The following is a 19,843-nucleotide window of genomic DNA, read 5'->3' as shown; positions in this document are numbered from 1 at the left end:
GCGAACGCCCCGGCGTGATCCGCGCGAGGCGGCCACGCCGGGGCGTTCCTCCGACGCCGCACCCACCAGGGAATCCCGGTGGGGGCGTCGGACCACTGAGCACGCCGGCACGGGCTCAGTGGGTCCGAGGTCACCGCGCGGCGGGAACCGCGCGGTGACGGCCGATCACTTCACCGCACCCATCGACAGACCGCGCACCAGCTGCTTCTGCGCTGCCCAGCCGGCGAGGATGACCGGGAGCGAGGCCAGGGTGGCCGCCGCCGACAGCTGCGCCCAGTACAGGCCCTCACTGGTGATGAAGCCCACCAGGAACACCGGCACGGTGGCGGCGCGGGCCGCCGTCAGGTTCACGGCGAAGAAAAATTCATTCCAGGAGAAGATGAGGCAGATGAGTGCCGTCGCGGCCACCCCCGGCAGCACCACCGGCATCAGGACCTGGCGCAACATCTGCGGGAGCGTCGCCCCGTCGACCCGGGCCGCCTCCAACATCTCCTTCGGCACCTCCATGAAGAAGGACCGCATCATCCACACCGCGATCGGCAGGTTCATCGCCGTGTAGAGGATCACCAGCGTCCAGATGTTGTCCGCCAGCGACAGCTGCTGCGCCGCGACGTACAGCGGCACGATGACCGCCGCCACCGGCAGCATCTTGGTGGAGATGAAGAAGAACAGCACGTCCTGGGTGCGCTTGACCGGCTTGATCGACAGCGCGTACGCCGCCGGGGTGGCCAGCACGATCACCAGGATCGCCGAGATCAGCGTGGCCCACACCGAGTTCAGCAGGTAGGGCAGCACCCCCCGGTCGAACACGCTGCGGTACTGCTCCAACGTCGGGACGAAGAACAGCGTCGGCGGGTCGCTGTAGGCCTCCGCCTCCGACTTGAACCCGGTCAACGCCATCCACAGCACCGGGAAGAAGAACGCCAGCCCCAGCACCCAGGTGAGCGTGGTCAGCGCGATGCCACCCGCCCGCTGCGAGCCGGTCTGCTTGCGCCGGCCCGCCGGCGCGCCCGACCTCGACTCCGCCGGGCGCGGTCCGCTCGTCAACTCGGTCGATGCGTTCACGAGTCCTCCCGGGAGAAGCTGCGGAAGATCAGCCGCATGGCCACCGTCGCGACGATGATCGTGCCGATCACGGTGACGACACCCAGCGCCGCCGCCTGGCCGACGTCGAAGCCCAGGAAGGCCCGCTGGTAGAGGTAGAAGGGCAGGTTCGTCGTGGACGTCCCCGGCCCGCCCTGGGTCATCATGTAGATGGTGTCGAAGGTGTTGACCACGTAGATCGAACCGAGGAGCAGACCCAGCTCGATGTAGCGCCGCAGGTGCGGCAACGTCACCCAGCGGAAGGTCTGCCAGCGGTTCGCGCCGTCCGTGGCCGACGCCTCCAGCACGTCCTTGCCCTGGCTCTGGAGCCCGGCGAGGACCAGCAGCATCATGAACGGCGTCCACTGCCACACCAGGGCCGTGATCACCGCGGCCATCGGGTACTGCGACACCCAGGCCACGCTGTCCACGCCGAACGGGCTGAGGACGAAGTTCAGCAGCCCGAACAGCGGGTCGAAGATCGTCGTCTTCCACAGCAGCGCCCCGGCCACCGGCATCACCAGGAACGGGGTGATCAGCAGGGTCCGCACCACGCCCCGACCCCGGAAGGGCCGGTCGAGCAGGATCGCCAGCAGCACACCGAACAGCATCGCGATCAGCACGCAGCCGCCGGTGATGAGGATCGTCCGCAGCGCCGCACCCCGGAAGGTGCTGTCAGCGAAGACGTTGACGTAGTTGGCCAGGCCGACGAACTCCGAGGAACCCGGGCGCACCAGGTTCCAGGACTGCAACGAGTAGAAGATCGTCAGCAGGAACGGGAGCTGCGTCACCAGGATCGCGAAGATCAGCGCCGGCATCAGGGGGGCGCGCCGCACCCACCCGGTCCGCCGGACGGCCTTCTTCATCTCCGGGGTCATGCTCGCGGGGGCGGGAGTTGGTCTCTCCGCCGTCTGCACCGTGCTCACCAGCGACACCTCATCCCTGATAGGTCTGGCCGACGGTCTCGGCGTACCGCTGGGACTGCTCCAGGGCCTCCTCGACCGTCACCGAACCGGCGACGGCGGCGGAGATCTGCTGACCCACGCGGGTCCCCAGGTCCTGGAACTCCGGGATCCGGACGAACTGGATCCCCTCGTAGGGGATGGGCAGCGTCGTCGGGTTGCTCTCGTCGCCGCTGGCCAGCGCCTCCAGGGTCGGTTCGGCGAACGCGCCGGCGACCTCCGAGTACTCGGGGATCTCGTAGGTGGACAGCCGCGCGCCCGGCGGGACCCGGGACCAGCCCAGCTCCTCACCGACCAGCCGCTGGTAGTCCTTGTCGGTCACCCACTGGATGAACCGCCACGCCTCGTCCTTGTGCTCCGAGGTCTCCGGGATGCTCAGCGACCAGGAGTACAGCCAGCCCGCGCCGTCGGTCTCCTGGACCGGGGCCGGCGCGTAGCCGCTCTGCCCGGCGACCAGGCTCTCCGAGGGGTCCTCCACGGCGCTGACCATGGCGGTCGCGTCGTACCACATGGCCGTCTGGCCCTGGCTGTACCGGGTCAGGCAGTCGGTGTAGCCGCTGGTGGCCGCGCCGGGCTGGCCGTGCTCGCGCACCAGGTCGACGTAGAACTGGACGGCGGCGGCGGTCTCCGGGGAGTCCAGGGCCGCGTTCCACTCCTCGTCGAACCACCGGCCGCCGAAGGTGTGGATGACCGTGCCGAGCGGGGCGAGGTTCTCACCCCAGCCGGCCAGCCCGCGCAGGCAGATGCCCGACCGGCCGTTGGCCGGGTCGTCCAGCACGCTGGCGAACTCGGCGATCTCCTCCCACGTCGGCTGCTCGGGCATCTCCAGCCCGGCCTCCTCGAAGAGGTCCTCCCGGTACACCAGGAACGACGACTCGCCGTAGAAGGGCACCGAGTACATGTCGCCCTCGTAGGACAGCGACTCGCGGATCGTGGGGATGAAGTCCGCGTCGTCGTACTCGGGGTTGTCGTCGATGTAGGGCTGGAGGTTCACCAACCAGCCGTTCTCCGCCCACATCTGCGTCTCGTAGTTGCTGATCATCACGATGTCGTACTCGCTGCCGCCGGTCGCGACGGACGCCGTGATCTTGGCGCGCGCCTCGTTCTCGGGCAGGCTGACGAACACCGGGTCGATGTCAGGGTTGGCGGCCCGGAACTGGGAGGACAACGTCATCGCGTCCTCCATCTGCGGGTTCGCCACGATGGCGACCGTCAGGCGGGTTCGGTCGCCGGAACTGCCGAGGTCGCCGGCGCCAGCGCAGGCTCCCAGCAGCACCGGGACCGTGAGTAAGGCCGCGACGACGCGCGCCGGGCCACGGCGGCCCGGCGAACGGCGTTCGGAGATGGACATCGGTGTCCTCCCGGAAGGACGTGGTAGCGGATCGAGGGGCGGGACGGGGTCAGGAACCGGTGGTCTGGTCCTGGTCGAGCAGCGTGGGGGAGACCTGCACCTTCAGGCCGGTCCCGGCGCGCACCATCTCCAGCGCCGACGGGAAGGACGACAGCGGCAGGGTGTGGCTGACCAGGCCGGCGGTGTCGATCAGACCGGACTCGATCAGGTTCAGCGCGGCGCCGAAGCTGTGCAGCACCGCCATCGAACCGACGATGCGGATCTCGTCGTTGTAGATGCGGAACGGGGAGAGGCTGATCCGGGCGGTGTCCGCCGCCACGCCGAAGATCTGGAGCCGGCCGCCCCGGCGGAGCGCGTCGAAGGCGCCCTCGATGGCCGGCGGCGCGCCCGTCACGTCCACGGCGGCGTCGAAGGGAGCGGTGTCCAGCTCCTCGATGCTGGTGGCCGTGGCCACGGCTCCGTGCCGCTCGGCCATCGGCAGGCGGGCGGTGTTGCGGTCCACCGCGTACACCCGCGCGCCGGCGCGGGTGAGCAGCTGGATGATCAGCAGGCCCATTGTGCCGGTGCCGACCACGAGGATGCGTTCCCCGACCTCGACGCCCAGGGTGCGCACGCCGTGCACCGCGCAGGACAGCGGTTCGACGAGCGCGCCGTCGGCGTAGCTGGTCGTCTCGGCCAGCGTGTAGGCGGTGTCGGCCGGCACGGCCACGAACTCGGCGAAGGCGCCGTTGACCGTGTCACCGGTGGCGCCCCAGTTGGCGCAGAGGTTGCCGTGCCCGGCCCGGCAGGGGGTGCAGTAGCCGCAGAACAGGGACGGGTCGACGGCGACCCGGTCGCCGACCGCGATTCCGGTGGCCACGCCGGAACCGACCTCGACGACCTCGCCGGCGAACTCGTGGCCGGGGACCAGCGGGTAGGGCGAGGGCGGGAACTCACCGTCCGCGATGTGCAGGTCGGTGCCGCAGATCCCGCAGGCTTCGACCTTCACGACGATCTGGTCGGGAGTCGGTGTCGGATCCGGCACCTCCCCCACACGGACGGTTCCGGGTACGTCAATCACCGCTGCTCGCATGACCTCACCTTTGATGCTCATATGAGCACATTCGTGCACATCTGTGGCGTAGAGTGAATACCGGCATCGGTGCGGTGTCAACTGTTCCGTCGTCGGCGATGGGAAACGGAGACCGTGAGTAGGATTCGTCGGATGTCCGAACCTGCTGTGCCCTCGACCGAGTGGGGCCCCGCCGAACTGGTGCTGGCCGCGGCGATCGCCCGCCGCTTCTACCTGGACGGGCTCTCCAAGGTGCAGATCGCGGCCGAGTTCGGGCTCAGCAGGTTCAAGGTCGCCAGGCTCCTCGACCGGGCCAGGGCCACCGGTCTCGTCCGCATCGAGATCGGCCGCACCGCCGACATCGACACCGAACTCTCCCAACGTCTGCGCGTCCACTTCGGCCTGCGCAACGTCGTCGTCGCCGACACCCACGACGAGGACCCGATCGACCTGCGCGACCAGGTCGGCCGCCTCGCCGCCACCGTGCTCACCGAACTCGTCGCCGACAACGCCGTGCTCGGCGTGGCCTGGGGCCGCTCCCTCCAGCGGATGAGCAGGGAACTGCGATCACTGCCGCACTGCACCGTCGTGCAGCTCTGCGGGGCCATCCCCCAACCCGGCGTCTCCGACAACAGCCTCGAACTGACCCGCAGCGCCGCCCAGGCCGGCGGCGGCACCGCCGTCATCTACTACGCGCCCCTCGTGGTCGCCGACGAGGCCACCGCGGCCGCGCTGTGCGGCGACCCCAGCGTCGCCAAGGCCCTCAGCTACTACGACCAGCTCGACACCGCCGTCATCGCCGTGGGCGGCTGGGGCCCCGGCGAATCCACCGTGCACGACGTCCTCGGCGAGGACGAACAGCGGAGGCTCGCCGAACTCGGCGTCCGCGCCGAACTCTGCGGCAACCTGCTCGACGGCGAGGGACGGGTGGTCACGGACGGACTGGAACGGCGCACGATCGGCGTCAGCGTCGAACAGCTGCGCGCCACCCCCGAGGTCATCGCGCTCGCCTACGGCGCGGAGAAGGCCGAGGCGCTGCGGGCCGCCCTGCGCGGACGGTTCATCAGCACGCTGGTCACCCACACCGCGCTCGCCGAGCGGCTCCTCGCCGCCTGACCGGACCTCGTCGCCGTCAGCGACCGGACCGCGCGCGAACGTGGGCGTACGCCCGGCCGCGTTCCGGGGAGGTCGCCGGTGCCCGGGTTCGGTGTTGAGGTCGCTCGCCGAGGGGCTGGCGGACGCGGTGGGTGCCGGCGCGAGCCAGGGCGCGCTTCGCCGCGCGGCCGCGCACGCCGTGCCACCCCGCCGGGCGGAGAACACGTTCCCCGCGGGTGGTGGACCGGACTCGCCGCACGCGCCGCCCAGCACCGGCGTGTCCCGCACGCGTTGGTCTCCCGTCACGTCCCACCCGGCGAGGAGCGCGGGACCCACCGGCCGCGACGCCTCGGTGCCGCCAGGCGCGCGCCACGGGTGGGAACGGGCACGGACCGGCGGCGGTCTCCGAGCGCCGCGTCGTCCTGGACCCGTGCCAGGACCGGAGAGCACCACGGGGGTCCGCGACGGACGGGGTGGGGAAGCGCTCACGCCGCTCGGGAGCGGGCTCACGTGGCAGGCCGCGACCAGGGACTCCACCGGCAGCGGCGAGTGTTCGCTGGGTGCCGCCCGTGCGCGACGCGGGGGTCAGTCGGACCCGGGGGTCAGGAACAGCGTGGGCAGCCCCGGCGCGAGGGCGACCAGCAGCCCCGGCTTGGTGGGGTCGGCGTCCTGGTCGGCGCGGGGGAGGAGGGCTCCCACCGCCCGGGCCGTCTCCGCGCGGCCGTCGGCCGACAGCGCCAGCGCGAGCGGCGCCGGCCAGACCAGCAGCGGGGAGGCGGTCGGTTCGGCGGCACGGGCCACGGGCGCGGCGTCGGGCGAGCTGTAGGGCGGAAGGGCCTGGGCGGCGGCGGTGGCCGGTGTCAGGGCGACACCCGTCGCGGCGAGCACGGCCAGCGCGGCGGCACCGCTCCGGAGTCGGGAGAGTGGTCCAGGTGTCGTCATCGGGGAACGTCCTCGTTCCTGGTAGGGGGACGTGGGAGATGCCGAGCCCGGTGAGGGCGACACGAAGGGTTCATTCTCGACCGTGCGTCGGCGATCCCGACATGATCCCACCTCAACGAGGGTCAACCACTCCTCTGAGGAGTAACTTCCTCCGACTGTCGGCACGAACTCTCACTCCTTGACCGGGGACCCGCCCCGACCGCACCTCCGGGGGCGACCCCCGCCCACCTCCCATCGAGTCGCTCGCACCCCCGATGGCGTCCGTACCCGAGCCGCGCGGGTCCCCGGCCGCGTGTGGGGCGGACCGCCCGCCGCCCTGCTCGGCCGTCTCGCGTTCGCCCGCTTCGCCCGACGCCCGAGCCGGTCGGCTGGTGGCTGTCGAGCTGGTGGCGTCGAGGCTGGTGGCCGGTGAGCGCGGTCATCCCACCGGGCCATCGAGCCGAGGCGGCGAGCCGCCCGTCCCCGTCCGGAGACGGGGACGGGGAGACGTCGGATCAGTCGGAGTGCCGCCCGAGGCCGCCGGCGAACTCCGAGGACCGCCACTGCTCCACCATCGGCGGCAACGCCTCGGCCAACAACGGCAGCTGGTCCACCAGCGCCAGCGAGGACACCGCCTCCAACATGCCCAGGTTCTCCACCACGGCCAGCACCCGCCGGTCCAGGGGGCGCATCCCGTGGCGGGCCGCGGCCACGTCGTAGGCCGCCACCGCCTCCTCACCGGTCAAGGCCATGTCCCGCTCCCGGGGGCCGATCGAGACCAGCTCGAAGTCCGCGTAGACGGTGCCCTCCTCCGCGCGGATCAGGTTGTACGAGGGCGCGTCGCCGTGCACCGGCTGGAGGTCGACCCCGGGGAACTCCGCCTCGAACCTCTCCCGCGACCCCACCACCGGGGCCAGGACGGCCCATTCCCGGCGAGCCCGGTCGACGTCCTCGGGGCGCAGCAGGTCCGGCCTGGACTCCAGCACCCGCAGCGCCTCGGGGACGAACTCGGTGAAGGTCGTGAGGAAGGGCAGGTCACCCGGATACCCGCGCAGGTGCGCGTGCAGCTCCGCGACGGCCTCCGGTTTCGGCGCGTAGTCCGGTTCGAGGTCGGGGAGGGGCGTGAGGTAGCGCCAGTAGGTGATCGAGAACCCGTCCCGGCGCACCGGCTCCCTCGGCACGAGAGAGGAGGGCCCCGCCACGGGCACGCCCTGCTCCGCCAGCCACGCCGTCACGTCCAGTTCGTTGCGCTGGCGGGCGGTCAGCAGGTCCAGGTTCCAGCTCGGCACCGCGGGCAGCACGGTCGGCACCCGGGCGACCAGCGGTGCGGGCGCCAGGTGCACCACCACGGAGAACGCCTCGTAGAGCACGCGGGGTTCGGTCACCTCGACACCCAGTTCGCGGGCGGCCTCCGTGGCCGCCGCGACCGCGCGGGCCGTCGTCGTCTGGGGGTCGGCACTGCCGTTTCCGGTGCTCACCGCGACATGGTGCCACGACGGGACGCGCCCGGGAGGGACGCCGCCGCCCTCGGCCTGACCTGGGCGTGTTCCGGTTTCCCCTCGCGCAACTACCTGAATTCCGTTCAAGTCCTTGTTACCCTCGCCGCATGACCCGAGACCACCAGCTGTCGGCGGCGCTCGCCGTGGCCCGGCTGCGGATCGTCGAACGGCGCACCAGGGCGGGTGGTCGCGGGTACGTCGTGTCCTGCCTGCTGATGGCGGCGGCCGTGACGGCCTTCTACACCGGTCTGAAGGTGGCCCCGACGGTCGCTCCGGGAGACCTCGTGGTGCCCGCGTCCCTGCTCGTGTTGGGACTGCTGGGCCTCGCCGTCGCCCGTCTGCGCAGCGCCGACCCGCGCGCCGTGGAACTCGAACGGCCAGCGCTGTGCGCGAGCGCCGCACTGGCCCTGGTAGCCCTGCTCATGAACCGCTTCGTCGTCCCCAGCGGCCTGACACCCTGGGCGGTGCTGTTCGGCCTGCTCCCCGCGCTCCCCTACCTGGTCCTCGCCTGGCGGGCAGCGCGCCGGTGAGCCCGCGCACCGCCGACTACCGGCGGCGCCTCGACGAGCTGATCCACACCCCGGTCCGGCTGTCGGTGATGGCGCTGCTGGCCAGGAGCGACCGGGTGACGTTCGGCTACCTGCGGGACACCGTGGACGTCAGCGACTCCCTGCTGTCCAAGCACATGGCCACCCTGGAACGCGCCGGGTACGTCACCGTGACGAAGGGACACGAGGGACGCCGACCCCGGACCTGGTACTCGCTCACCGACCGGGGACGGCGGGCCTTCCTCGGCTACCGGCAGGCGCTGCGCCATCTCCTCGACTCCGAGTGACGCCGGGCCCGGCCGCCCCGCGCTCCCCGGCCCACCCGGCACGGCCGTCCTGGCCTCCGAACACCCGACCCGGGCCGGGGCCGGTGCTCGGCGACCGACGCCGGCCGGGTGTCCCACGCGGGCCCGGGGCCGGACGAGACGTCCGACGACCCCGCCGGGCTGGGCGAACGCGGGGTCAGGACCAGCCACAGCGGACAGTCCATGCTGGTCGGCGCGCCGGCCCCTCCGGGGTGGGGACTGGCCGGCCTCGCCCTGCTGGCAGAGTGTGACGATCGACGTCACCGGCATGGCACACGCGGAAGTGTCGGACCTCCCGGCAAGATCGAAGGAGAAGGAGATCATCGATGGGACCGGGGCGCGGCACGACCGCGGCACACCCCGACAACGCCGGGAGGATGGTGCCCAGTGACCGGATACGCGGTGGTCGACCTCGAAACGACCGGACTGGCGGCCGCCTTGCACGACCGGGTGGTCGAGATCGCGATCCTGCACGTCGACCGCGACGGGACGATCACCGACGAGTGGTGCACCCTCATCAACCCGCACCGGGACCTCGGTCCGCAGCACGTGCACGGGATCTCCGCCTCCGATGTTCGGGGCGCGCCCACGTTTGACCGGGTGGCCGGTCTCGTCGCCGAGAAGCTCGCCGGCCGGGTCCTCGTGGCCCACAACCTCTCCTTCGACGCCGGCTTCCTCAGCGCCGAGTTCGCCAGGGCCGGGGTGACCGTGCCCCTGGACGCCGAGACCGGTGTGTGCACCATGCGGCTCGCCAAGAAGTACCTGCCCCGTTCCCGGCGGTCGCTGGCCGCCTGCTGCGCGGCGGTGGGCCTGCGGCAGACCGCGGCCCACGAGGCGTTGCACGACGCCAGGGCCGCCGCCGGGCTCCTCGGCTACTACCTGGGCGCCGCGGGCCGGCCCGAGCCGTGGGCCGACCTGTTCGACCGCGCCGAGAACGCCCGCTGGCCGTTACTCCCGGTGTGGGACCTGCCCGAGCACACGCGTCGCCGCCGCGTCCCCCTCGGTGAACGCCCGCACTTCCTCGAACGCCTGCCCGAGGGTCACTGCGACGCGCCGGCGGAGGCGGCCAGCGCCGAGGCCTACCTCGCCCTGCTGGACACCGCGCTGCTCGACCACGTCATCTCGCAGTCCGAACAGGACGCGCTGGTCGACCTGGCCGGGCGCCTGGACCTGCGCAGGGAGACCGCCCGCGACCTGCACCGGGCGTACCTGCGGGCCTCGGTGCTCGCCCGCACCACCACCCCGTTCCCGGCCAGCGGCCGGCTGGCCGCCCCCGTCCTCGAACGGGAGACCACGAGCCTGGTGCGGCTCGCCGCGCTGCTCGGGCTGTCCGCCGGCGAGGCGGCCGAGGCGGACCGGGCCGCCCGGGACCGCGCACCGCGCCCATCGGCCCCTGGCCAGGCGGAGGCCGTCGCCAGGCCGGGCCGGTTCGCCCTGGCCCAGGGTGACCGGGTGGTGTTCACCGGTGCCACCCGCGAACCCCGGGAGGTGTGGCAGCACCGCGCGGCGGCGGCCGGGTTGGCCGTGACGCCGGAGAACGTCAGCCGGCGGACGCGGCTCGTGGTCGCCGCCGACCCGGACTCGATGTCCATGAAGGCCCGCCGGGCCCGTGCCTACCAGATCCCCATCGTCACCGAGGACGGCTTCGCCCGGCTCCTGGCGGGGATGGGAGCGTCCTGAGCGGGGCGGTGCCACGCACGGCCCGGCCCGGCGTGCCCCCGGCCGTTCACGGCGTCGTCAGGACGGCCTCCGGAGCCGGTTCGGTTCCCTGGTCGCCGAGGAACCGCCGCAGGTGCGCCAGTTGCCGCTCGGTGTGCCCGGCCGGCGGCACGTGCCATCCGAACGGGAAGACCGCCAGCTCCTTGGGGGCGGCGATCTCGTGGTATGCGGCGTACACCGTGGACGGCGGGCAGACGGTGTCCATCAGGCCGACGCTGACCAGCGTGGGCGCGGTGATCCGCCTGGCCAACAGCGCGCAGTCCACGTAGGTCAGGGTGCGCAGCGCGGCCGGCACCAGGTCGTCGTGCCGGGACAGGAACTCGGAGATCTCCAGGTAGGGGTGCTCGGAGCCGATGGTCACGGCGCGGGCCAGGTCGCAGAGGAACGGCACGTCCGCCTGGCAGACCCGCACCAGGTCCGGGGCCAGCGCGGCCGCCGCCAGGGCCAGCCCGCCGCCCTGGCTCCCGCCGCGCACCGCGATCCGCTCCGGGTCCACCCCGGGGAGTCCGGCGGTGACCTCCACCGCCCGCACCGCGTCCGTGATGAGCCGGGTGACGTAGTAGTGCTCGGGATCGGCGATGCCCCGGGTCATCACCCCCGGGTACTCGGAACCCCCGGGGCCGGTGGGGCGGTCCCCGGTCGACCCGACCATCGACCTGCCGCCCTGGCCCCGGTTGTCCATGACGACCACCGCATACCCGACGGCCGGGAGCAGCGCGTGTTCCCAGGGGAGCCCCCGGGCGCCGCCGTACCCGATGTAGGTGACCACGGTCGGGAGCGGCGTGGTCCCGGAGCCGGGGGGACGCAGGTACCAGCCTCGGACGCGGTCCCCGCCGGCGCCGGAGAACTCCAGGTCGTAGGCGGTCAGCGCGCCGTACTCGTCGGGGCGGTACCGGCGCAGCGCGGGGGGTGTCGCCGCGGTCCGGGCCGCGTCGAGCCGGTCGGACCACCACTGGTCGAGGCCGGGGGGTTCCTCGGCGGTGACGCGGTGGGTCTCCAACTCGGCGGGGGGCAGGTCGAACTGCGGCATCCCGGTATCAGACCTGGTCTGCCACCGGGACGGGAAGTGCTTGGCCACTTCCGGAAATCCGGGGAGCGTGGTTCGGGGTGGAGTGGCCGGCCCGGTGCGCGGGCAGCGCCGGGGGAACGAACGCGAGCCCCGTACTCGCCGCCCGACTCGGTCGATCTGATCACCGGGGGCGCCCGGGGAACTACGATGGGTGTCCACGGGGCGCGCACGGGGAGGACGCATGGCGGGGTGGCGGAACGCGTTGGTCGGGGTCGGGGCGGCTCTGGTCACGAGCGCGGTGGGGGTGGCGGTGAACCTGGCCACCGACTGGCGGACGAACCTCGTCGCCTGGGGTGCGGTCGTCGGGTTGTCGGTGGTCGCCGGGCTGGTCGCGACCTGGGCGGTTCCTGCCGCGCGGTCGGCGGGCCGGGACTCGGAGTCGCACCCGGCGCCGCCGGGTCGGGCCGCTGACCCGGCGGCGGGCGATGGTGACGGCGACGTGCGGAACACCATCAGCGGCACGGTGCACGGCTCGGTGGTGCAGGCGCGCACCGTGGAGGGCGGTGTCCACCAGTACGGGCCCCCGCCGAGCCGGAACGGCCGGCGCTGAGGTCGCCGTCGACGGTGTGGCCGGGCGCGCACCCCTCGTGCCGGTCCGCGAACCGCCGGCACGAGGGGTGGCGGGTTCTCGTCCATCCCGGGGCGGGTCGTCTTCTCCGGGGGGCGGGTGCGAGTTGGTGATTCGGCCGCACCGGGCCGACCGGCCCCGGCGGGTCGGCGTCCGGAGGGGCCGCACCGCGCTGCCACCGGTCGTCGACGAGGGCGACCGGATTCGTGCCGGGGGTGGTGAGCTGGATCGTTCGGGTGGCGGCCCCGAGGTGGAGCCCCGGGGGCTGACCCCGGCCTGACCCCGGGCATCCGATCCGGTCCCGTCATCGGTCGGGAGAGGACGGGGCCGGCCCTCCGGTCCTTGGGTTTCCCCGGCGCCGGACCCCGGGCTCCCGGGAACGGGATCGACGGCACGCGCCCCGCGCGGTGCCGGGGACGACCCACGGCACCGGGCCCGCGTCGTGGTGGCCGGCCGGTTCGGGTGAGGATGGGAGCAGGCACCGTCGTCGCGCGCTCGTCCCGGGCCGCCGGCACGACGCCGGGCACCGCCCACCGAGACCGAGAACAGGACCTTCCATGCTCCCGTCCTGGCCGTCCACGCCGGACAACCCCAGCCGGGACGACCCAGGTCGCGGCGACGACAGCCCGTCCCCACCCGACCCGGGCCGGCACGGCCGGACCGCCGTTCCGCTCATTCCCCTGGTCGCGCTGGTCGCGCTGGTCGCGGTGCCGTTGGCCGTCGTGGCCACCGCCCCCGACGTCGAAGCGGTGCGGGCCTGGGTGGCGGCGACGGGACCGTTGGCCGCCCCGGCGTTCCTGGTGGCGTTCGTCCTCGGTTCGGTGATCGCCCTGCCCAAACCCGTGCTGAGCGTGGCGGCCGGTCTGCTGTTCCCGGCCGGTCCCGCCGTGGCGTTGACCGTGCTCGGGTCGACCGGTGGGGCGGTGCTGTCGTTCCTGCTCGCCCGCCGGCTGCGCCGACCGGCCCTCGGGGAGGTGGTGGACCGGCCCGGGATGCGGCGGCTGGCCGAGGTCCTCGACCGGGGCGGGCTGGTCGGCATCCTCCTCCTGCGGCTGGCCCCGGTGCTGCCCTTCGCCCTGGTCAACTACGGTGCGGGGCTGCTGGGCACCCGGTTGCCGCCCTTCGCGCTCGGCACCGCCCTCGGTGTCATCCCCGCGAGCGTGGGCTACGTCCTGGTCGGTGACCTCGCCGCCGCGTACCTCGGACCGCCCGCACTGGTGGCCGTGGCGGTGTTCGCCCTCACCGGAGGGGCGGTACACCTCGTTCGACGGCACCGTCGACACCGGCGCCCACCGCCCGGGCCCTGACGCCTCCCGACCACGCCGCGCCTCCCGGGGCCCGTCCCCGACGACCGGGCGCCGGCGCGGGCCAGCGCGTTCCGCCGATCGGATCCGTCAACGTTGTCATCACGGGCGCGCGGGAATCGCGGCCGATTCTACGAAAAGAACACGAGTCCAACAACAGCCCCATTCGGACGGTATTCCAGGAGGCCGCAAGCTGCCGGTCAGTCGCTGTCGCTCACCCGAACGGCAGGGCGCGCACCGGCAGAACGAGCAGTCCGGACGTGACTGTTGACTTCCTCAGTGGAACAACACTAAGAAAGCCCCAGAAGAAACCTCAGGGAAACAGGTGGAACATTTCGGCGCCGCCGCGGAACCGCGCGCGACGCCGCGACGGATTCGCTGACGGAAGGGTTTTCCGATGCCGGGCTCACCATCGACTGGTTCGGCGTCGACCGCGTCGAACGACGCGATTCCCCGTTCGACACGCGCGCCGCGCCGCCGCTCCGTCCTGACCGCGCTGGCCGCCACCGCCGCGTTCACCGCCGCAGCCTGCTCCGGTGACGCCGCGACCGGAACGGCGACGAACTCCCTCACCATCTACGACGGCGCCACCGGCCAGTTCTCCAGCAACTTCAACCCGTTCCTGGAGACCTCCAACGGCGCGGCGCGGGGCATCATCTACGAGACGCTGCTGTTCTTCAACCGCGCCGCCGCCGACGACGTCCGGCCCGTCCTGGCCGAGGACCACTCGTGGTCCGAGGACGGCACCACCGTCACCTTCACCCTCCGTGAGGGCGTCCGCTGGTCCGACGGTGAACCGTTCACCAGCGACGACGTCGTCCACACCTTCGAGGCGATGGCCGAGCACCCCGGGCTGAACAAGGCTGCCCTGCCCATCGTGTCCGCGACCGCCCACAGCGACACCGAGGTGTCGATCACGCTCGACCGGCCCTCCTACAGCGACCTGTGGTTCATCGCCGGCCAGACCTACATCGTCCCGGAACACCTCTGGGCCGACCTCGAGGACCCGGTCACCCACCTCAACTCCGACCCCGTCGGAACCGGGGCGTTCGCCCTCGACTCGTTCTCCGCGCAGAGCATCGGTCTGGCCGCGAACACCGACTACTGGGACCCGGAGAAACCCCACCTGGACACCGTGCGGTTCGTCTCCCACAGCGGGAACCAGACCGCGCTCTCCGCGTTGCAGGCGGGTCAGGTCGACTGGTCCGGGATCTTCATTCCCGATGTGGAGAACACCTTCGTCAACCGGGCCGAGGGGAACGTCTCCCTCGCCGTCCCGCAGTTCATCACCGTGTTGATGCCCAACCTGGAGGAGGGCCCGACCCGGGACCGGGCGGTCCGCGAGGCCATCTACCACGGAATCGAACGCGAGCAGATCAATGATCTCGCTTTCGAGGGATACCACGAACTCCCCTCACCGGCGCAGATCATCCTGCCCCGCGACGAGGTGTGGCTCGCCGAGGAGTTCCGGGACGAGTTCGCCGGCCACGATCCCGACCGGGCCCGCCGGATCCTTGAGGACGCCGGCTACGAGGAGGGCGGCGACGGCGTGTTCGTCTCCCCCGACGGCGACCGCCTCAGCCTGGCCGTGAAGGTCGTCACCGGCTACACCGACCAGATCAACGCCATCCAGGTGATGACCGAGCAGCTCGCCGAGGTCGGCATCGAGCTGCGCACCCAGGAGGTCTCCCGGGCCGCCTTCGTGTCGGACCGGGACAACGGCCGGTTCGAACTCGCCATCGACAGCCTCTACGGCGGCCCCGACCCCTTCGGCCTCTACGACGACTTCCTGAACAGCGCCGCCGCCGCGCCCCTCGGCGAACCCGCATCGAAGAACTACGCCCGGTTCCGCGACGACGAGGTCGACGAGGCCCTCACCCGCATCGCCGGCACCGACGACGGGGAGCAGCACCGCGAGGCCTACGCGACCATCCAACGCCGTGTCGCCGAGGAACTGCCCTACATCCCCGTGCTCCAGACCCACGGCGTCGCCCAGTTCGCCGGCGGCAGGGTTACCGGTTGGCCCACCGAGGACGACCCGTACGCGCTGCCCATGCCCTACAGCTATCCCGACATCGGCATCGTCACGGCCACCCTGCGTCCCGCCGGGTGACGCGGTGATCCCCACCGGCATGGCGGGCGGCGGCGCGCACCGCACCCGCCCGGCGGCTCCCGGCCCGCGCACCGCCACCCGGCGAGCCACCTCGGGCCGATCCCCGCGCGGCGGGAGGTGAGCGTGCGGCATCTGCGACGCAAACTCGCCTTCTACCTGGTGGCCCTGTGGGCCGCGGTCACCGTGAACTTCCTGCTGCCCCGCCTCATGCCGGGCGATCCCGTCGACGCGTTGCTCTCCCGCATGCAGCAGACGGGGGGAGCGGTCAGCCCCGAGGCCCGCCAGGCGCTGGAGGTGATGCTCGGGTCCGGTGGGCAGGAGAACCTGGCCGCCCAGTACCTGACCTACCTGGGCAACCTCCTGCGCGGCGACTTCGGGGTCTCCGCCACCTACTTCCCGACCCCGGTGTCCACCGTCCTCACCCAGTCCCTGCCCTGGACCCTGGTGCTCGTCGGCCTGTCCACGGTCGTCTCCTTCGTCCTCGGCGTCACCCTCGGCGCGCTCGTCGGCTGGCGACGCGGCCGGTGGTCCGACGCGCTGGTGCCCGCCACCACCTTCCTCGCCGCCGTGCCCTACTTCTGGCTGGCGCTGGTCCTGGTGTTCGTGTTCGGTGCCACCCTCGGCCTGTTCCCCCTCACCGGCGGCTACGACTACGGCCTCGAGGTCGGGTTCAGCGGGCCGTTCCTCGCCTCCGCCCTGCATCACGGGCTGCTGCCGGCGATCACGATCGTCCTCAGCTCCGTGGGCACCTGGTTGCTGGGCATGCGCAACATGACGGTGTCCACGATGGCGGAGGACTACGTCCTCACCGCCCAGGCGAAGGGGCTGCGGCCCCGCCGGGTCCTCGTGACCTACGCGGCCCGCAACGCCGTCATCCCCAGCCTCGCGAGCTTCGCGATCTCGCTCGGCTTCGTCGTCAGCGGCTCCATCGTCACCGAAGCCGTGTTCTCCTACCCCGGCATCGGGTTCACCCTGCTCCAGGCGGTGCAGAACAACGACTACCCGCTCATGCAGGCCGTCTTCCTCGTCATCACCCTCGCGGTGCTCGGAGCGAACCTGCTCGTCGACCTGCTGCACGCGGTGATCGACCCCAGGACACGGCAGACAGGGGGACGGTGAGGATGACGGTGACCAGCGGGCGGCCCGGCGCCCCCACCCCACCGGCCGTCGCCGCCCCCGGGGCGCGCCGCCGGTGGATGCCCCGTGACGGCCGGGCCCGCGTCGGGCTCGCCGTCATCGCCGGGTTCGTCCTCGTCGCGGTCGTCGGCCCGTTCCTGGTGACCGGGGCCAGCGGTATCGGACCCGACCCGCTCGCCCCGCCCTCGGCCCAGCACTGGCTGGGCACCACCCAGACGGGGCAGGACGTCCTGGCCCAACTCGTCGTCGCCACCCGGGGTTCCCTGCTCGTCGGTGCCCTCGCCGGTCTGCTCGCGACCGTGCTGTCGATCGTGGTCGGCGTGGTGGGCGGCTACGTCGGGGGCCGCGTCGACGAGGCGCTGTCGCTGCTCAGCAACGTCACCCTGGTCATTCCCAGCCTGCCGTTGGTCATCCTCGTCACCCACTACCTCGACGGCGGCGGGATCCTCGCGATCTCCGTCGTCATCGGCCTGACCAGCTGGGCCGCCTCCGCCCGGGTGCTGCGGGCCCAGACCCGTTCCGTCCGGGCCCGCGACCACGTCGCCGCCTCCCGGGCCCTCGGGGAACGCCCCTGGCGGATGGTCCTCGTCGAGGTCGTGCCCAACCTGCTGCCCGTGATCGCCGCCCAGTTCGTCTTCGCGGTGATCTTCGCGATCCTCACCGAGGCCGGCCTGTCCTTCCTGGGGCTGGGCGGCGTGGACCACCTCACCTGGGGGACGATGCTCTACTTCGCGCAGAACGCGCAGGCCCTCGCCATCGGCGCCTGGTGGTGGTTCATCCCTCCGGGGTTGGCCATCGCCCTCCTGGGGTGCGCGTTGTCCCTGCTCAACCTCAGCCTCGACGAGGTCATCAACCCGAGGCTGCGGGGAAGTCGCTCCCGCCGTGACCGCCGCGCGGCCCGGCGCCCCGCCCAGCCCAGGGAGGAGCGGTGATGGGAGACCACCACGACACCGGCCGACCGGTGCTCTCCGTGCGGGGGCTGCGCGTCGACTACCAGCTCGACCCGCCCGTCCACGCCGTCCGCGACCTCAGCCTCGTCCTCCGCCGGGGCGAGGTCCTCGGCGTCGCCGGTGAGAGCGGCTGCGGCAAGTCCACCCTGGCCTACGCCGTGAACCGGCTGCTGCGCCCCCCGGCCGAGGTCGTCGGCGGGTCGGTCGTCTTCCACGGACCCGACGGCCACGACACCGACGTCCTCGCCCTCACCGGTGAGGCGCTGCGCTCCTTCCGCTGGCGGCGCGTGGCCATGGTGTTCCAGGGCGCGATGAACGCCCTCAACCCGGTGCTCACCATCCACACCCAGCTCACCGACGTCCTCGCCGCCCACGAACCCGGCAGCCGGCGGCGGGACCGCGCCCGCCGCTGCGCGGAACTCCTCAGCCTCGTCGGCGTGCACCCGGACCGGGCTCGGAGCTACCCGCACGAACTGTCCGGTGGCATGCGGCAACGCGTCATGATCGCCATGGCCCTCGCGCTCAACCCGGACGTGCTGGTCATGGACGAACCCACCACCGCTCTCGACGTCGTCGTCCAACGCGACATCCTCCGGGAACTCGGCCGGCTCCGGGAACGGTTCGGTTTCGCCCTCGTCCTCATCACCCACGACCTGTCACTGCTGCTGGAGATCAGCGATCGGATCGCCGTCATGTACGCGGGGCGGGTCGTCGAGGAGGGCACCGCCACCCGGCTGCTCACCGCACCCCGCCACCCCTACACCACCGGCCTGCTCGGCTCGTTCCCCAGCCTCACCGGGCCCCGCCAGGACATGCGCGGCATCCCCGGGCAGCCCCCGGACCTCACCCAGGCCCTCGACCACTGCGCCTTCCACGACCGCTGCCCCCACCGCCGTGACGTCTGCGCCCACCAGCGGCCCCCGCTCGGCCCGGCCCCCGCCGCCGGCGAGCACCCCACCCCCGGTGGAGGCGAGCACCCCACCCCCGGTGGGGGCGCGCACCTGGTCGCCTGCCACGCCTGGCACCCCGACCGCTACGGGGCACCGGCCCCGACCGCGCTCCGCCACGGCACCTTCCGGCCCACCCACACCGCCGAGGTGGTCGACCCATGAGCAGACTCGCCGCCCACGGCCTCGTCCGCGAGTTCCGCCTCCCCGGCCGGAGCCGCCGACATCCCCTGCGGGCCGTCTCCGACGTCTCCCTCGAACTCCACGCCGGCGAAACCGTCGCCCTCGTCGGCGAGAGCGGCAGCGGCAAGTCCACCGTCGCCCGCATCCTCGCCCGCCTCGACACCCCCGACGCCGGGACGATCCTGCTCGACGGCCAGCCCGCCACCCCAGGACGGCGGGGCCTGCGCCACCACCACCGCCAGGTGCAGATCGTCTTCCAGGACCCCTTCGCCTCCCTCAACCCGTTCCACACCGTCGACCACCACCTCCGCCGCCCCCTGCGGCTCCACCACCCCGCCCTCGGCCGCGCCGAGGAGGACGAGCGGATCCACCACCTCCTCGACCGCGTCAACCTCGTGCCCGCCGGCCGTGTCGCCGCCGCCCACCCCCACGAACTGTCCGGCGGCCAACGGCAGCGCGTCGCGATCGCCCGCGCCCTCGCCTGCCGACCCGGTGTGCTGCTCGCCGACGAACCCGTGTCCATGCTGGACGTCTCCATCCGGTTGGAGATCCTGCGCCTCCTCGACCGGCTGCGCGCCGAGGACGACCTCGCCGTCCTCTACATCACCCATGACCTGGCCACGGCCCGGCACTTCGCCCACCGCATCCTCGTCATGTACCGGGGGGAACTCGTGGAGAGCGGCCCCAGCGACGCCGTGATCCTCGACCCGCGCCACCCCTACACGCGGCTGCTCGCCGCCGCGGCCCCCGACCCGCGCCGCCGGGGCACCAGCGCCCTCGCCGGCCCTGACCTGCCCGTGACCCGCGTCGAGGTGCCCGGCGCCACTGACGCCGGTGGCTGCCCCTTCCTCGACCGCTGCCCCCAGGCGATGCCCCGCTGCCGGCTGCGCCCCCCGCTGGTCCCCCTCGGCGGTGGTCGCACCGCCCGCTGCTGGCTGCACGCCGCCGACACCGACCCAGCCGGTTCGCCGCCCGGCCCGGCGACCACCCGGCCACCAGCGCCCCCCACCGCGCGACCCGATCCCTGACACCAGGTCA

18 protein-coding genes are annotated in these 19,843 nt (G+C 72.8%); 11 read left to right on the top strand and 7 right to left on the bottom strand.

Annotated features, from left to right (window positions below):
• Positions 1-165: 165 nt before the first annotated feature.
• The 4 genes from C1701_RS02695 to C1701_RS02680 all read right to left on the bottom strand — a co-directional run bounded on the left by C1701_RS02695 (position 166) and on the right by C1701_RS02680 (position 4,468).
• Positions 166-960, bottom strand: coding sequence for a carbohydrate ABC transporter permease (locus C1701_RS02695; RefSeq protein ID WP_103056942.1), 795 nt, complete (start codon positions 958-960; stop codon positions 166-168).
• A gap of 101 nt (positions 961-1,061) precedes the next feature.
• The gene (locus C1701_RS02690) at positions 1,062-1,961 is read right to left on the bottom strand and encodes a carbohydrate ABC transporter permease (RefSeq protein WP_051314449.1); all 900 of its coding nucleotides are present in this window, start codon (positions 1,959-1,961) and stop codon (positions 1,062-1,064) included.
• Positions 1,962-2,019: 58 nt separating this feature from the next.
• Complete coding sequence (locus C1701_RS02685) at positions 2,020-3,396, bottom strand: ABC transporter substrate-binding protein (RefSeq protein WP_026420758.1); 1,377 nt, start codon at positions 3,394-3,396, stop codon at positions 2,020-2,022.
• A 49-nt stretch (positions 3,397-3,445) separates the two neighbouring features.
• Positions 3,446-4,468: a zinc-dependent alcohol dehydrogenase family protein gene (locus C1701_RS02680; protein WP_103056941.1), complete on the bottom strand. Its 1,023-nt coding sequence runs from the start codon at positions 4,466-4,468 to the stop codon at positions 3,446-3,448.
• 132 nt (positions 4,469-4,600) lie between these two features.
• On the opposite strand from C1701_RS02680, the gene C1701_RS02675 reads away from it, so the two are divergent.
• Positions 4,601-5,563: a sugar-binding transcriptional regulator gene (locus tag C1701_RS02675; protein ID WP_026420760.1), complete on the top strand. Its 963-nt coding sequence runs from the start codon at positions 4,601-4,603 to the stop codon at positions 5,561-5,563.
• A 564-nt stretch (positions 5,564-6,127) separates the two neighbouring features.
• On the opposite strand, the gene C1701_RS02670 is transcribed toward C1701_RS02675, so the two are convergent.
• Both C1701_RS02670 and C1701_RS02665 read right to left on the bottom strand, forming a co-directional pair.
• A complete protein-coding gene (locus C1701_RS02670) occupies positions 6,128-6,484 on the bottom strand; it encodes a hypothetical protein (RefSeq protein ID WP_030105064.1) in 357 nt (118 codons plus the stop codon).
• A 494-nt stretch (positions 6,485-6,978) separates the two neighbouring features.
• A complete protein-coding gene (locus tag C1701_RS02665) occupies positions 6,979-7,941 on the bottom strand; it encodes a phosphotransferase (RefSeq protein ID WP_030105065.1) in 963 nt (320 codons plus the stop codon).
• A 128-nt stretch (positions 7,942-8,069) separates the two neighbouring features.
• Here C1701_RS02665 and C1701_RS02660 point away from each other — a divergent pair, with 128 nt between their 5' ends.
• From C1701_RS02660 to C1701_RS02650, 3 genes are all read left to right on the top strand, one after another.
• Positions 8,070-8,492, top strand: a complete 423-nt coding sequence (locus C1701_RS02660) for a hypothetical protein (protein WP_026420772.1) — start codon at positions 8,070-8,072, stop codon at positions 8,490-8,492.
• On the top strand, positions 8,489-8,797 hold the full coding sequence (locus C1701_RS02655; protein WP_026420771.1) for a winged helix-turn-helix domain-containing protein: 309 nt from the start codon (positions 8,489-8,491) through the stop codon (positions 8,795-8,797). The genes C1701_RS02660 and C1701_RS02655 overlap by 4 nt, the downstream gene beginning before the upstream one ends.
• Before the next feature lie 405 nt (positions 8,798-9,202).
• The gene (locus C1701_RS02650; RefSeq protein WP_026420770.1) at positions 9,203-10,495 is read left to right on the top strand and encodes an exonuclease domain-containing protein; all 1,293 of its coding nucleotides are present in this window, start codon (positions 9,203-9,205) and stop codon (positions 10,493-10,495) included.
• Positions 10,496-10,541: 46 nt separating this feature from the next.
• On the opposite strand, the gene C1701_RS27065 is transcribed toward C1701_RS02650, so the two are convergent.
• On the bottom strand, positions 10,542-11,564 hold the full coding sequence (locus C1701_RS27065) for an acetylxylan esterase (RefSeq protein ID WP_051314454.1): 1,023 nt from the start codon (positions 11,562-11,564) through the stop codon (positions 10,542-10,544).
• Positions 11,565-11,784: 220 nt separating this feature from the next.
• Between C1701_RS27065 and C1701_RS27060 the strand changes: the two genes are divergently transcribed.
• The 7 genes from C1701_RS27060 to C1701_RS02615 all read left to right on the top strand — a co-directional run bounded on the left by C1701_RS27060 (position 11,785) and on the right by C1701_RS02615 (position 19,833).
• Positions 11,785-12,153, top strand: a complete 369-nt coding sequence (locus C1701_RS27060) for a hypothetical protein (protein ID WP_026420769.1) — start codon at positions 11,785-11,787, stop codon at positions 12,151-12,153.
• A 575-nt stretch (positions 12,154-12,728) separates the two neighbouring features.
• Positions 12,729-13,478 carry a TVP38/TMEM64 family protein gene (locus C1701_RS02640; RefSeq protein WP_103055476.1) on the top strand — a complete coding sequence of 250 codons (750 nt, stop codon included), beginning with the start codon at positions 12,729-12,731 and terminating at the stop codon, positions 13,476-13,478.
• 394 nt (positions 13,479-13,872) lie between these two features.
• The gene (locus tag C1701_RS02635; RefSeq protein WP_103055475.1) at positions 13,873-15,588 is read left to right on the top strand and encodes an ABC transporter substrate-binding protein; all 1,716 of its coding nucleotides are present in this window, start codon (positions 13,873-13,875) and stop codon (positions 15,586-15,588) included.
• 123 nt (positions 15,589-15,711) lie between these two features.
• Positions 15,712-16,707 carry an ABC transporter permease gene (locus tag C1701_RS02630; protein ID WP_026420767.1) on the top strand — a complete coding sequence of 332 codons (996 nt, stop codon included), beginning with the start codon at positions 15,712-15,714 and terminating at the stop codon, positions 16,705-16,707.
• 2 nt (positions 16,708-16,709) lie between these two features.
• Positions 16,710-17,657 carry an ABC transporter permease gene (locus C1701_RS02625; protein ID WP_026420766.1) on the top strand — a complete coding sequence of 316 codons (948 nt, stop codon included), beginning with the start codon at positions 16,710-16,712 and terminating at the stop codon, positions 17,655-17,657.
• Entirely contained in the window at positions 17,657-18,787 is a 1,131-nt protein-coding gene (locus C1701_RS02620; RefSeq protein ID WP_026420765.1) for an ABC transporter ATP-binding protein, read from the top strand. The genes C1701_RS02625 and C1701_RS02620 overlap by 1 nt, the downstream gene beginning before the upstream one ends.
• On the top strand, positions 18,784-19,833 hold the full coding sequence (locus C1701_RS02615; protein WP_103055474.1) for an ABC transporter ATP-binding protein: 1,050 nt from the start codon (positions 18,784-18,786) through the stop codon (positions 19,831-19,833). Before C1701_RS02620 ends, C1701_RS02615 begins: the two co-directional genes overlap by 4 nt.
• Positions 19,834-19,843: the final 10 nt, after the last annotated feature.

It is taken from the genome of Actinoalloteichus sp. AHMU CJ021 (genome assembly GCF_002895405.1).
GTDB lineage: Bacteria > Actinomycetota > Actinomycetes > Mycobacteriales > Pseudonocardiaceae > Actinoalloteichus_B > Actinoalloteichus_B caeruleus.
Note: the sequence above shows the minus strand (reverse complement) of the source record. Positions and strands in the feature narration are given on the sequence as shown.

Coding starts and splice junctions, on each gene's coding strand:
- C1701_RS02690 (WP_051314449.1), bottom strand. CDS start 1,961: ATGACCCCGGAGATGAAGAAGGCCGTCCGGCGGACCGGGTGGGTGCGG.
- C1701_RS02685 (WP_026420758.1), bottom strand. CDS start 3,396: ATGTCCATCTCCGAACGCCGTTCGCCGGGCCGCCGTGGCCCGGCGCGC.
- C1701_RS02680 (WP_103056941.1), bottom strand. CDS start 4,468: ATGCGAGCAGCGGTGATTGACGTACCCGGAACCGTCCGTGTGGGGGAG.
- C1701_RS02675 (WP_026420760.1), top strand. CDS start 4,601: ATGTCCGAACCTGCTGTGCCCTCGACCGAGTGGGGCCCCGCCGAACTG.
- C1701_RS02670 (WP_030105064.1), bottom strand. CDS start 6,484: ATGACGACACCTGGACCACTCTCCCGACTCCGGAGCGGTGCCGCCGCG.
- C1701_RS02660 (WP_026420772.1), top strand. CDS start 8,070: ATGACCCGAGACCACCAGCTGTCGGCGGCGCTCGCCGTGGCCCGGCTG.
- C1701_RS27065 (WP_051314454.1), bottom strand. CDS start 11,564: ATGCCGCAGTTCGACCTGCCCCCCGCCGAGTTGGAGACCCACCGCGTC.
- C1701_RS27060 (WP_026420769.1), top strand. CDS start 11,785: ATGGCGGGGTGGCGGAACGCGTTGGTCGGGGTCGGGGCGGCTCTGGTC.
- C1701_RS02640 (WP_103055476.1), top strand. CDS start 12,729: ATGCTCCCGTCCTGGCCGTCCACGCCGGACAACCCCAGCCGGGACGAC.
- C1701_RS02635 (WP_103055475.1), top strand. CDS start 13,873: ATGCCGGGCTCACCATCGACTGGTTCGGCGTCGACCGCGTCGAACGAC.
- C1701_RS02625 (WP_026420766.1), top strand. CDS start 16,710: ATGACGGTGACCAGCGGGCGGCCCGGCGCCCCCACCCCACCGGCCGTC.
- C1701_RS02620 (WP_026420765.1), top strand. CDS start 17,657: ATGGGAGACCACCACGACACCGGCCGACCGGTGCTCTCCGTGCGGGGG.
- C1701_RS02615 (WP_103055474.1), top strand. CDS start 18,784: ATGAGCAGACTCGCCGCCCACGGCCTCGTCCGCGAGTTCCGCCTCCCC.